This is a genomic window from Georgenia phoenicis (assembly GCF_047302425.1).
In the GTDB taxonomy this organism is placed as follows: domain Bacteria; phylum Actinomycetota; class Actinomycetes; order Actinomycetales; family Actinomycetaceae; genus Oceanitalea.
On sequence record NZ_CP154855.1, the window covers coordinates 1,471,975 to 1,484,798 of the forward strand.

General features: G+C 72.9%; 9 protein-coding genes and 1 riboswitch. Of the genes, 5 read left to right on the forward strand and 4 right to left on the reverse strand.

Features of this window, described 5'->3' with window-relative positions; all coding sequences use genetic code 11:
• Positions 1-143: 143 nt before the first annotated feature.
• Positions 144-1,118: a Ku protein gene (locus tag AA0005_RS06990; RefSeq protein WP_413452690.1), complete on the reverse strand. Its 975-nt coding sequence runs from the start codon at positions 1,116-1,118 to the stop codon at positions 144-146.
• 171 nt (positions 1,119-1,289) lie between these two features.
• Between AA0005_RS06990 and AA0005_RS06995 the strand changes: the two genes are divergently transcribed.
• The 3 genes from AA0005_RS06995 to AA0005_RS07005 are packed head-to-tail and all read left to right on the forward strand — an operon-like array spanning position 1,290 to position 5,032.
• Positions 1,290-1,658 carry a DoxX family protein gene (locus AA0005_RS06995; RefSeq protein ID WP_413452691.1) on the forward strand — a complete coding sequence of 123 codons (369 nt, stop codon included), beginning with the start codon at positions 1,290-1,292 and terminating at the stop codon, positions 1,656-1,658.
• 35 nt (positions 1,659-1,693) lie between these two features.
• Positions 1,694-4,198: an ATP-dependent DNA ligase gene (locus tag AA0005_RS07000; RefSeq protein ID WP_413452692.1), complete on the forward strand. Its 2,505-nt coding sequence runs from the start codon at positions 1,694-1,696 to the stop codon at positions 4,196-4,198.
• Positions 4,199-4,255: 57 nt separating this feature from the next.
• The gene (locus AA0005_RS07005; protein WP_413452693.1) at positions 4,256-5,032 is read left to right on the forward strand and encodes an ABC transporter ATP-binding protein; all 777 of its coding nucleotides are present in this window, start codon (positions 4,256-4,258) and stop codon (positions 5,030-5,032) included.
• Positions 5,033-5,107: 75 nt separating this feature from the next.
• Here AA0005_RS07005 and AA0005_RS07010 read toward each other — a convergent pair whose 3' ends face one another.
• Positions 5,108-5,566 (reverse strand): Dps family protein, encoded by a 459-nt coding sequence (locus AA0005_RS07010; protein ID WP_413452694.1) that lies wholly within the window; start codon positions 5,564-5,566, stop codon positions 5,108-5,110.
• Positions 5,567-5,818: 252 nt separating this feature from the next.
• Here AA0005_RS07010 and leuS point away from each other — a divergent pair, with 252 nt between their 5' ends.
• Positions 5,819-8,728 (forward strand): leucine--tRNA ligase, encoded by a 2,910-nt coding sequence (gene leuS / locus AA0005_RS07015; protein ID WP_413452695.1) that lies wholly within the window; start codon positions 5,819-5,821, stop codon positions 8,726-8,728.
• Between the two features lie 56 nt (positions 8,729-8,784).
• Here the strand turns inward: leuS and AA0005_RS07020 are convergent, their stop codons facing one another.
• Together AA0005_RS07020 and AA0005_RS07025 are read right to left on the reverse strand one after the other, a co-directional pair.
• A complete protein-coding gene (locus AA0005_RS07020) occupies positions 8,785-9,300 on the reverse strand; it encodes a flavin reductase family protein (protein WP_413452696.1) in 516 nt (171 codons plus the stop codon).
• 132 nt (positions 9,301-9,432) lie between these two features.
• The gene (locus tag AA0005_RS07025) at positions 9,433-11,304 is read right to left on the reverse strand and encodes a DUF222 domain-containing protein (RefSeq protein ID WP_413452697.1); all 1,872 of its coding nucleotides are present in this window, start codon (positions 11,302-11,304) and stop codon (positions 9,433-9,435) included.
• A 115-nt stretch (positions 11,305-11,419) separates the two neighbouring features.
• Positions 11,420-11,544, forward strand: a riboswitch (SAM riboswitch).
• Positions 11,545-11,827: 283 nt separating this feature from the next.
• Here AA0005_RS07025 and AA0005_RS07030 point away from each other — a divergent pair.
• Positions 11,828-12,799: a hypothetical protein gene (locus tag AA0005_RS07030; RefSeq protein ID WP_413452698.1), complete on the forward strand. Its 972-nt coding sequence runs from the start codon at positions 11,828-11,830 to the stop codon at positions 12,797-12,799.
• The last annotated feature ends 25 nt before the right edge of the window (positions 12,800-12,824 follow it).

Consider the following 12,824-nt stretch of genomic DNA (forward strand, 5'->3'; position numbering starts at 1 on the left):
CCGCTCGTCGTCGTCTCGCGGCCCTGCCCCGAGAATAGACCGGAAATGGCAAGAAAGCAGCAGGAAATGGTGAGGAGAAATGGTGAGGAGAGCCTTACCTCACCTATTCCGTAAAACGCAACGCCAGCGTTTCGTTGAACGTGTCACGCGGTCTTCTTGCTCGCGGTCTTCTTGCGGGCGGCGGGCTTCTTCGTGGTCGAGGACGACGACGAGGAGGACTTCTTCGCGGCGGTCGACTTCGCGGCCGGCTTCTTCTTCTCGGCCGTCGAGGAGGAGGTCTTCTTCGTCGTCGACGAGGACGCCTTGGAGGCGGACCCCGAGCCGGCCTTCTTCTCCTTGGCCGCGGAGACCGAGCGGCGCAGGGCCTCCATGAGGTCGAGGACCTCGGCCTCCTCACCCTCCTCGCGGTCGGTGCCGAAGGTCTCCTCGGTGTCGACGGTGTCGCCCTGCTCGAGCTTCGCCTCGACAAGGGTGCGCAGCTGGGCCTGGTACTCGTCGGTGTACTCCGACGGGTCGAAGTCGCCGGAGAAGTTCTCCACCAGCGCCTGGCTCATCTCCAGCTCCTTGGCGCTGATCCGCACGTCCTTGTCGATCCCGGCGAAGTCGGGCTGGCGCACCTCGTCGTCCCACAGGAGCGTCTGGAGGACCATGACGTCGTCGCGGACCCGCAGTGCACCGAGCTGGGTGCGCTGGCGCAGGGTGAAGGACACGATCGCCGTACGGTCGGTCTCCTCGAGGGTGCGGCGCAGCAGTGCGTAGGACTTCGCGGAGGTCGAGGCGGGGGCGAGGTAGTAGGTCTTGGCCATCATCACCGGGTCGACCTGGTCGCTCGGCACGAACTGGAGGATCTCGATCTCGCGGGACTTCTCCGTCGGCAGCTCCGCGAGCTCCTCGTCGGTGATGACGACGGTCCGGTCGCCGTCGTCGTAGGCCTTGTTGATGTTGTCCCACTCGACCGCCTCGCCGCAGATCTCGCAGCGGCGCTGGTAGCGGATGCGGCCGCCGTCGGCGTCGTGGACCTGGTGCAGGCGCAGGTCGTGGCTCTCGGTGGCGCTGTAGACCGAGATCGGGACGTTGACCAGCCCGAAGGTGATCGAGCCCTTCCAGATCGCGCGCATGCTCCTGCCTCCTCGCCGGCGGGTGCCGGCCCTCGTCGGTCTGCCCCCAGTGAAGTGCCCGTACCGTACTCCCGCCAGCGGAGATCCGGGAGGGGGAGCGGCAAAGTCGGTACAGGACCACCCCCTGCCCCCTACGGTGGAGGCGCGCACGGACGCGCGGAAGGAGCGGGCATGGAGATCTGGCTGTGGGTCGTCACGGCGGTGGTGGCGATCATCTTCCTCGGCTCCGGGGTGTCCAAGATCGTCACCTCCCGGCAGGCGCTCTACGACAGCGGCATGACCTACGTGCAGGACGTGCACCCCGCCGCGCTCAAGGGGATCGGCGTCCTCGAGCTCGCCGGCGCCCTCGGCCTCGTCCTGCCGCCCACGCTCGAGCGCGCCGTCCACCTCGTGCCCGTCGCGTCAGGGGCGCTCGCCGTCATGATGCTCGTCGCCACCGCCCTCCACGTGCGCCGCCGCGAGCCCTTCGCCGTGCCGCTGGCGCTCGCGGTCATCGCGGCCACGCTCACCGTGCTGCGGCTCACGGCCTACCCCGTGTAGGTGCGCGGCCCGCGCCCGCCGGGCAGCATGGCGCCATGGCGAAGGACGGCGCACCCGTGGTCGTGCAGGTGGACGGCCGCCGGCTGCGCCTGACCAACCTCGACAAGGTCCTTTACCCAGCCACGGGCACGACCAAGGCCGACGTCCTCGAGTACTACTCACAGATCGCGCCGGTCATGCTGCCGCACTGCGCCGGGCGGCCCGCCACCCGCAAGCGCTGGCCGAACGGCACCGGCACGGGGCAGGACCCGGGCCAGGTGTTCTTCCAGAAGAACGTCGAGGCCGGCGCCCCGGAGTGGGTCGAGCGGGTGGAGATCGAGCACAGCGACCACGTCAACACCTACCCGCTCGTCGACAGTGCCGCGACGCTCGCGTGGTTCGCGCAGGTGGCCGCGCTCGAGGTCCACGTGCCGCAGTGGCGGGTGAGCAGCGACGGGCAGCGGCGCAAGCCCGACCGCCTCGTCCTCGACCTCGACCCCGGCGAGGGCGCGGGCCTGGCCGAGTGCGTCGAGGTGGCGGTCCTCGCGCGCGACATCCTCCAGGGCATGGGCCTGGACCCCGTCCCGGTGACGAGCGGCTCCAAGGGCATCCACCTGTACGCCGCGCTGCGGGGCACCGCCACGTCCGACGAGGTGAGCGAGGTGGCCAAGGAGCTGGCCCGCAGCCTCGAGGCGGACCACCCCGACCTCGTCGTGTCGAACATGAAGAAGGAGCTGCGGCGCGGGAAGGTCCTCGTCGACTGGTCGCAGAACAACGGGAACAAGACGACGATCGCGCCCTACTCCCTGCGTGGCCGGGAGCGGCCGATGGTCGCCGCCCCGCGCACGTGGCGCGAGCTCACCCACCCGAGCCTGCGGCACCTGGACCTGCGCGAGGTCGTCGAGCGCGTCGAGCGCCGGGGCGACCCGATGGCCGGGCTGGGGGAGGCGGCCGACCAGGCCGGCGGGCAGCCGCGGCGCGACCGGCTCGAGGTGTACCGCGCCAAGCGCGACGCCGCGAAGACCCCCGAGCCCGTGCCCGCCGCCGTCGCCCCCGACGACGGCACCCTCTCCTTCGTCATCCAGGAGCACCACGCCAGCCGCCTCCACTGGGACCTGCGCCTCGCGCACGACGGCGTCCTCGTCAGCTGGGCGCTGCCCAAGTGCGTGCCGACGTCGCCCAGGAAGAACCACCTCGCGGTCCAGACCGAGGACCACCCGATGGAGTACCTCACCTTCTCCGGGACGATTCCCAAGGGCGAGTACGGCGCGGGCGAGATGACGATCTGGGACACCGGGACCTACACCTTCGAGAAGTGGCGGGAGGGCAAGGAGGTCATCGTCACGCTCACCGGCCAGGAGGACGGCGGGCTCGCCGGCCCCGACGGGCCGGGCCGCACGAGCCGCTTCGCGCTCATCCACACCGGTGGCCGGTCCGAGGGGGAGGAGAACCACTGGCTCATCCACCTCATGTCCGCCCCCGACCAGCCCCCGGCGGCCTCCCTCTCGCGCCGAGAGCGGGACTCTCCGGCGCCCACCTCCCGCCCCTCGCGCCGAGAGCCGGAGTCTCCGGCGCCGTCGTCGGACCGCGACGCCTCGCCGGAGTTCGTCGTCCCCATGCTCGCCACCCTGAGCGAGGCCACGGCCCTCGACGCCTCGGCCGAGTGGGCGGTGGAGATGAAGTGGGACGGGGTGCGCGCCGTCGTCCTCGTCGAGGACGGGCAGGTCCGCCTCGTGGGCCGCAGCGGGCGGGAGGTCACCGACACCTACCCCGAGCTCGCCGGCCTCGCCGAGTGCGTCGACGCACGCACCGCCGTGCTCGACGGGGAGATCGTCGCCCTCACCGACACCGGCCGCCCCGACTTCGGCCTGCTCCAGCAGCGCATCCAGCTGACCGATGCGCGGGCCATCGCCCGGGCGGCGGAGGAGAACCCGGTGCGCCTCATGCTCTTCGACGCGCTCGCCGTCGACGGCACGAGCCTGCTGCGCCGGACCTACGACGAGCGGCGGGAGGTGCTCGAGGACGTCGTCGACCCGTCGGGCTGCGCACTCGTCGAGATCCCGCCCGCCTTCGACGGCGACCTCGAGGCCGCCGTCACCGCCAGCCGCCAGTGGCAACTCGAGGGCGTCGTCGCCAAGCGGCGCGACTCCACCTACACCCCGGGACGGCGCAGCCGCTCGTGGCTCAAGATCAAGCACGCGAGCACCCAGGAGGCCGTCGTCGTCGGCTGGCGCCCGGGGCAGGGCAACCGGGCGGGGAAGGTCGGCTCCCTCCTCCTCGCGCTGCCCGAGGACGGCGAGCTGCGGTACATCGGGCGGGTGGGGACCGGCTTCTCCGAGAGGGACGCCGCGCAGTGGGCTCGTGAGCTGAGCCGCGAGGAGCGCAAGACCGCCCCGCTCGAGGTGCCCCGCCCCGAGGCGCGGGACGCGCGGTGGGTGACGCCGCGCCGGGTGGCCGAGGTCGAGTTCGCGGAGTGGACCTCCACCGGACGCCTGCGTCACCCGCGCTGGCGTGGCTGGCGGCCCGACAAGGAGCCGGCCGACGTCGTCCTGGAGACCTGAGCGTCGCAGGGCCCCCAGCCCGAGGACGTAGCATGCGCTCGGACGAAAGGAGCTGGGATGGCGACACGCGCGGTCCTCCGTGCCGAGGACCTGTGGGCGGGCTACCCCGGGGCGCACGTGCTCCGCGGGATCGACCTCGAGGTCCGGTCCGGCGACGCACCGCTCGGGATCGTCGGGCCCTCGGGAGCCGGGAAGACGACACTCGTGCGGGCCCTGCAGGGCCAGCTGCGGCCCGTCCAGGGCACGGTGACCTTCAACGACCGCCCCGTCCACCGCTTGCCGCGCAAGGACGGCAAGACCTTCAAGGCGGCGGTGCGCTTCACCTCCCAGGACTCCCTCACGGTCACCGACCCCCGGCTCACCGTCGCCCGCAGCCTCGGGCTCGCGCTGGGCGAGGCACGCAAGGCCGGACGTACCCACGCGACGTCGATGTGCGACCTGCTCGACGCCGTCGGCCTCCCCTCTGGGTTCTCCACGCGGCGCCTCGCCACCCTCTCGGGCGGGGAGAAGCAGCGGGTGGCGCTCGCGGCGGCGCTCGCGACCCGGCCGGAGATCCTCGTCCTCGACGAGCCGCTCACCGCCGTCGACCCGCAGTCGCGCGCCAACCTGGCCCGGCGGCTGGCGGGCCTGCTCGCCGAGCTGGACACCGCCGTCGTCCTCGTGTCCCACGACCTCGAGCTCGTCGAGCGCACCTGCAGCCAGGTCCACATCCTCGCCGAGGGCACCTTCGTCGCCACCGGCCCGCTCGGGGAGCTCCTCGGCGGTGCCGACCAGCACCCCACGGTGCGCGAGCTCGCCGAGGCCGCGCCGCTGGCGGTCCAGCGCTTCCGCTGAACGCCCCCGCATACGCCGACAGCCGGAATCCTCCGCGGAGGAGCCCGGCTGTCGGCGTCAGTGAGCGGGGTGGGGTCAGCTGGCGTCGCCGCTGGCGGCGCGGAACATCCACGCCTGCTTCTCGAGGCCGCTGGCGACCGTGACGAGGAGGTCGTGGCTCAGCGGGTCGCTCTCCTCGATGTCGTCGAGCCGGCCCTTGATGCGGTCGGCGACGCCCTGGAGGCGCTCCTCGAACTGGCGGATGACCTTGTCGTCGGCGAGGCGACCGCCCGACAGGGCCTCGACCTGGGTGGAGCTGGCCACGGTGGAGGCGCGGCCGTCGGGCTCGCCGCCGATCGCGACGAGGCGCTCGGCGACGTCGTCGGAGGCGAGGCGGACCTCGGAGGTGACCTCGTCGAGCTGGAGGTGGACGGAGCGGAAGTGCGACCCGTAGATGTTCCAGTGCGCCTGCTTGGCCTGCAGGGACAGGTCGATGAGGTCGACGAGGGTCTCCTGAAGTCCGGTGAGGACCTTCTCCGTGGGCTTGGCAGCCATCTGCTCTCTCCCTTCCGCGGCGCACGTCCTGTGCCCGCGACGACGATGACGAACGCTGTCGAGCATATGGCGGGGCCCCGACAGCCGCCTCCCGCACGCCCTGCGGTAAGGTGAGCCACATGTCGCGACGGGTCCTCCTTACGCAGCCGCGCTGACCACAGCGGGCGCCATCGGCGCCGCATCAGCGCGGCCCACCTCCCTGCGGGGAGGTTTTCTCATGCCAGGAGCGACCACCCCCACCGTGAGGATCACATGAGCACCGAGACCCCCGTCCCCGCGGAGCCCCGTTTCCGCTACACCGCCCGGCTGGCCGCCGAGATCGAGCAGGCCTGGCAGGACCGCTGGGAGGAGCTGGGCACCTTCCACGCGCCCAACCCCGCCGGCGGGCTCGCGGGGGACGCGGGCGACTCGCCCTTCTACGTGCTCGACATGTTCCCCTACCCCTCGGGCAAGGGGCTGCACGTGGGCCACCCGCTGGGCTACATCGCTACCGACGTCGTGGGCCGCTACCAGCGGATGAAGGGCAGGAACGTCCTCCACGCCCTGGCCTACGACGCCTTCGGCCTGCCCGCCGAGCAGTACGCCGTGCAGACCGGCCAGCACCCCCGGATCACCACCGAGGAGAACATCGCCAACATGCGCCGCCAGCTGCGGCGCCTGGGCCTGGGCCACGACGACCGTCGCTCCTTCGCGACGACGGACCGCGAGTACGTCCGCTGGACCCAGTGGATCTTCCTGCAGATGTACAACGCCTGGTACGACGAGGACGCCGAGCGTCCCGGCGGCGGCCGCGGCGCCGCGCGCCCGATCAGCGAGCTGGAGGCCGCCTTCGCCGACGGCACCCGGCCCACGCCGTCGGGCACGGCCTGGGCGGACATGGACGACGACGCACGCGCCGCCGCCCTCGACGCGCACCGCCTCGCCTACGTCTCCGACGCGCCGGTCAACTGGTGCCCCGGGCTGGGCACGGTGCTGGCCAACGAGGAGGTGACCGCGGACGGGCGTTCCGAGCGCGGCAACTTCCCGGTGTTCAAGCGGAACCTGCGCCAGTGGATGATGCGGATCACCGCCTACGCCGACCGCCTGGTCGACGACCTCGACCACATCGACTGGCCGGACAAGGTCAAGGCGATGCAGCGCAACTGGATCGGGCGCTCCGAGGGCGCGATCGTGCGCTTCGCGCTGCCCTCCCGGGTGAGCGCGGGGGAGGCTCCCGGCGGCGCTGCCGACCTGGCGCTGGAGGTCTTCACCACCCGCCCGGACACGCTCTTCGGGGCGACCTTCATGGTCGTGGCACCCGAGCACCCGCTCATCGACGACGCCGTGCCGGCCACCTGGCCCGAGGGCACCCAGGAGTCGTGGACCGGTGGGCACGCGAGCCCCGCCGAGGCCGTCGCGGCCTACCGCGGGCAGGCGGCGGCCAAGACCGAGGCGGAGCGGCAGGAGGAGGGACGCGCCAAGACCGGCGTGTTCACCGGCGCCTTCGCGACCAACCCGGTCAACGGGGCCCAGCTGCCCGTCTTCGCCGCCGACTACGTCCTCATGGGCTACGGCACCGGCGCGATCATGGCGGTGCCCGGCGGCGACCAGCGCGACTACGAGTTCGCCCAGGCCTACGGGCTGGACGTCGTCCACACCGTGCAGCCGCCCGCCGAGCACACCGAGGGCGCGTGGACGGGCGACGGCGAGATCATCAACTCCGCCAACGAGGAGATCTCCCTCAACGGGCTGGGCGTGGCCGAGGCCAAGGCCGCGATCACCGAGTGGCTGGCGGCCCGCGGGCTGGGGGAGGCGCGCACCACCTACCGGCTGCGCGACTGGCTGTTCTCCCGCCAGCGCTACTGGGGCGAGCCCTTCCCCGTCGTCTACGACGAGGAGGGCCGCGTCCACACGCTGCCCGAGTCGATGCTGCCGGTCGAGCTGCCCGAGGTCCCGGACTTCTCCCCGCGGACCTTCGACCCCGACGACGCGACCTCCTCCCCGGAGCCCCCGCTTGGACGAGCCGAGGAGTGGGTGACGGTCGAGCTCGACCTGGGCGACGGCGTCAAGACCTACCGCCGCGACACGAACACGATGCCCAACTGGGCCGGTTCCTGCTGGTACGAGCTGCGCTACCTCGACCCCGACAACACCGAGCGGCTGGTCGACCCGGCCAACGAGCAGTACTGGATGGGCCCGACGGCGGACAAGCCCTGTGGCGGCGCCGACCTGTACGTCGGTGGCGTCGAGCACGCCGTGCTCCACCTGCTCTACGCCCGCTTCTGGCAGAAGGTGCTCTTCGACCTCGGGCACGTCTCGAGCGTGGAGCCCTTCCACAAGCTCTTCAATCAGGGCTACATCCAGGCCTACGCCTTCGCCGACGCCCGCGGGCAGTACGTCCCCGCGGACGAGGTCGAGGAGGTCGCGGCCGAGGACGGCTCCGGCGAGGTCACCTACCGCTGGCAGGGCCAGGAGGTCTTCCGCGAGTACGGGAAGATGGGCAAGTCCCTCAAGAACATCGTCACGCCCGACGACATGTACGAGGCCTACGGCGCCGACACCTTCCGGGTGTACGAGATGTCGATGGGGCCGCTGGACCTGTCCCGCCCGTGGGAGACGCGCGCCGTCGTCGGCTCCCAGCGCTTCCTGCAGCGGCTGTGGCGCAACGTCGTCGACGAGGAGACCGGCGAGCTGCTCGTCACCGACGAGCCGGCCGACGAGGAGACCCGCCGCCTGGTCGCGAGGACGATCACCGACGTCGAGACCGAGATGTCGGCGATGCGGGTCAACACCGCGATCGCGCGCCTCATCGTGCTCAACAACCACCTCACCGGGCTGGCGGCCACGCCGCGCGAGGCCATCGAGCCGCTGCTGCTCATGCTGGCGCCCGTGGCCCCGCACATCGCGGAGGAGCTGTGGCGGCGCCTGGGGCACGAGACCTCGCTGGCCCACGAGCCCTTCCCGGTGGCCGACCCGGCGCTGCTCGTCGCCGACACGGTGACCTGCATCGTCCAGGTGGCCGGCAAGCTGCGCGACAAGCTCCAGGTGCCGGTCTCCATCGAGGCGGACGAGCTGGAGCGGCTGGCGCTGGAGACGCCGGGCGTCAAGCGCGCGCTGGGTGACCGCGGGATCCGCAAGGTCATCGTGCGGGCGCCCAAGCTCGTCAACATCGTGCCGGCGTAGCCCGCCTCTTCACGTGCCGAGGGCCGGACTCCCCACGGGGAGTCCGGCCCTCGGTGTCAGCCCTCCAGGCGGGGGAAGGCGCGGTCGAGGTAGACGAGCGGCTCGGCCTCGTCCTCGCGGTGGGCGAGGACCGCGCGCAGCGCGATGAGGAGGCTGTCGCCGACCGGCACGCGCTGCTCGACGACGCCCCTGATCCAGGCGGTGGTGCCGGGCAGGACGGGCTCGCCGGTGGGCAGTGAGCAGTAGTCGAGGCCGGCGAAGCGGTCGCTGCCCCGGGCGGCGAAGCGGCGGGCGAGGTCCTGCTGGTCCTGGCTCAGGAAGTTGACGACGACGCTCGGGGCGCTGTCGAGGATGCGGCGCGAGGTGGAGCCGGCGGCCACGGAGAAGGCGAGCATGGCGGGGTTCGCGGCGACGGAGATGACCGAGGTGGCGGTGAAGCCCGCCGGCCCGTCCGGCGTGGCGCAAGTGACGACGGCGACGCCGGCCGGGTGGCGGCGGAAGACGGCCTTGAAGTCCTCGCTGCTCACCGACTCGGGGAGAGCGGTGGGGGTGGCGGGCTGCTCGGCGGTCATCGACGGTCCTTCGCGGTGGGGTCCGGGTCTGGACCCATTGTCCGTCAGGCCGCGCCGCGAGGGGATGTGAGGTGCGCGTCCGTGGCCGAGACCGGCCGGACCGGCCCGCGCGTCCGGGATCCCGGCGAGGGCTCAAAAGGGCGGCTCGGTGTCCTCCGTCCCGGTCCGCACCCAGGTGACGCGGCCGTGGTGGTCCCGCTGGTACACGTGCCCGCTCGGGGTGGTCCACCGGAAGGTGCCCCCGCCGAGGTGCTCGAGGCGGAACTGACCGAGGGTCTTGACGGTGTGGTCCGGGCGGCACCCCGCGCCGAGGTTGCCGGCGCTCGTGGGGCCCTCGGGGAAGGGGACGACGTGGTCGAGGTCGCAGCTGTGGGCCGGGGTGGAGCAGCCGGGGACGACGCAGGTGCGGTCGCGGGCCCTGACGAACTCGGCAAGCGCGGCGGGCGGTCGGTAGCGGGTGCGGCCGACGTCGAGGACCTCGCCGCTCAGCGGGTCGGTGACGATCCGCTGCCAGGTTCCTGCGCTCATCGCCAGCGCACGGGCGACGTCCGGGGTGATGGGGCCGTAGCCCTCGAGCTCGGCGACCTCGGCCAGCGGGAGCGGGGGGTCGTCGGCAGGGCTGTCCCCTGGAGGGTCGTGGGCAGAGCTCGCCCCTGAGGCCTCGTCGGTGTCTTCGACGAGGTGCTCCCAGCACTCGCCGACGGCGGGGAAGGCTCCCTGCGTCTCCGGCGGGAGGACGAGGACCGACAGCGGCACGTCCACCCGGATGACGGCACGCCTGCCGCCGATGGTGCCGACCGGCATGTAGAACATCCGGAGGTAGTCGCTGACGGGCTGCAGGTCGGGTGTGCCGGTGGCGGCCGACGGGGTGTCGGGCACGGCGGCGTCGGTGCCGTCGTCCGTCTGAACGGCCCCGTCGTCGCCGTCGCCGCGCAGGGCGGCCACGCCGGCGCCGCCGACCTGCCCGTCCCCACCCGCCTCCGTGGCCGGCGCGGCACTCGGCTGCTGCGGCAGGCCGATGTAGCCCAGCTCCAACGCGGTGTGGCCCATGAGACCGAAGGCGTCGGCGCGGAGCTGGTCGATCGTGCGGCTGTCGCCGGCCGCCTTGGCACTGCGGGCCGCGGCCTCGAGGGCGAGGTCGAAGCCCGCTGCGTCCGTGGCGGGCAGGAACGCGTGGATCGAGGCCATGCCGTCGGGCAGCGGGCGCGGGTGGTCCACCCGCCGCTGCTCGCGTGCCCGGCGGTGCCGCTGGACCGCCCGGCTCGGGTCGATCGCGATGATCGCCTTCTCCACCGCCCGGGTGAGCTGCGCCGGAGACTGGTGCGGAGCGTCGGGCAGGACCACCCGCTGGACCTCCCACGCGACGTCCGCCGGCTGATCCGCGAGGCGACGCGTGAGCACCGCGGCCTTGACGGGGTCGATGAGGCCGGTGCGCAGCGCCGCGGCCGTCTGGTCGAGCTTGTCCCGGTAGAGGAAGGCGTCCCCCACCATGCGCCGCGCCGCGAAGCGGGTGATCCCCAGCCGCGGGGCGAGCTCGGCGGCCGCGCTGTCCGTGGCGATCTTGCCGCCCGGCAGGGGGTGGTGCGGGTTGACGCCCGGCCGGCCGGCCAGGGCTCCGCTGAGCTCGGTGGCTCGGGCCGTGGCCCAGGACGCCAGCCGCTGGTAGCCGGCGACCATCTCGACCAGGTCGTACAGGCCGACACCGCGTGGGGTCAGCGCCTCGAGTGCTGCAGCGAGACCCGGCCCCGGTGCCAGGGAGGTGAGCAGCCGGCCCAGCTCTGCGCCGTCGTCGTCCATCGTGGCGCGGTACCCGAGCGGGTCGGGAGGAAGAGGAGGGAGCTCGTCGGGGCCGTCGTCCTCGACGGGGATCTCCGTGGCCCAGCGCTCGTCCGGTCCGGCGCCCGGCGGGAGCGGGTCCGGCGGGAGGGGAGGCAGCTCGGCCGGGCCGTCGTCGAGCACGAGCCAGGGCGGGGGACCGGGCTGCTCAGCCTGTGTCGCTGCCATCTCGCTCACCTCCCTCGGTGCTCTCGACCTGATGACTCCACCGTATGACCGACCACTGACATTCCCCGTGGTGACGGTTGACACCTGAAGTGAGGCCCGGCTAGCGTCTGCCTCAGGTTCAGAGCACCAGTGCGCACATCGAGTGCGCTAAGCCCCGGCTTGCTGGTCGGCAACCCGCCACGTGCGGCGGGTGCCCCGGGTGATGACCTGGTCCCGTGACCGTCGGGACAACGGAGCGCACCGCGACGGTGCCAGCACGCGAAGGACGTACCAGGATGACCACGCACCTCAGCCCCCGGCAGATCACCAGCCGTAGCGGCAGCAGCATGTGCATGTGCGGTCGTCCGCGTATGTCGGCCTGACATACGAGAAGCGACGCCCTCGGCGCGAGCCGCGCTGACGCGTCACCCCTGATCCAGCCCCCGAGCCGCCGGCGAGTGACACGCCAGGCGCCGGACCCGGCGCATCAGGTCTCACGTCCTTCCCGCGCCCCCACGGCGCTGCGACCTCGATTGGTACTGCCATGACTGCTGCGTTCCTGCCCACCCGCACCACTGCCACGACCTCGACGACGGCGACCATCGCCCTGGATTTGTCCGGCCTCGGCGCCCCCGCCCACGACCGAGAGGCCGCCGCCGGTCTCCCGGCCGAGCAGGCGAACCTCGTGCGCCTCGCCTCCTACGCCCGCGCCGCCCACAAGGGCGGGGTCTCCTTCGTCACCCTCGGCGAGAACTTCCGCCTCCGCGCCGACGCCGCACCCCGCGCCAACGCCTGGCTCGACCCGGTCGTGGCCGCCCGCCGCATCAGCCCCAGCGCCGGCGGCACGGGCCTCGTGCCTACCGTGCAGCTGGGCCGCGCCGACTCGACCGTGGCCGCCGAGCTCGCACAGTTCAACCGCAAGAGCGGCTCGTGGGCCGGTCTGCAGGTGGCCCGCGGCGGCACCGCCCAGGTGACCGCGCTGCCGCAGCTCGGTGACCTCCTCGAGGACCTCGTCCGCAGCACCGCCGAGCGCTCGAGCCAGCGGCCCACCGTGGTCCTGCCGCTCGAGCAGGAGTCGGAGCTGCCCGCGGCCGCCGAGCTCGCCGACGTCGTCCGCCTCCGGGAGGCCGACCTGAGCTGGGCGCGGGAGCTGCGTTTTGCCGTCCGCTCCGCCGCGCGCGCCGCCGGCCGCGGCCCCGTCCGCGTGCTCGTCGACCTCCGCACGATCATCGCCGCCGACTACGAGTCCGCCCGCGCCCGCGCCGACCTCCTCACCGACATCGCCGGTGGCGACGAGGGCTGGGCGGGTGCGCTCGAGGCCGTCGGCACGGTGGGCGACGTCGTCGCGACCATCGAGCGGTGGCTCGAGGCGGGTGCGGCGGACGGTTTCGTCGTCCTGCCCGGCTCCATCCCCGCCGACGTCCAGCGGCTCCTGCGCGGGATCATCCCGGCGCTCCAGGCGCGCGGGCTGGTCGGCGTGGCAGGTGGGGCGGAGGCGCAGCCGGTCCCGGCCTGAGCGCGGGCGGATGCGATGATGGGCT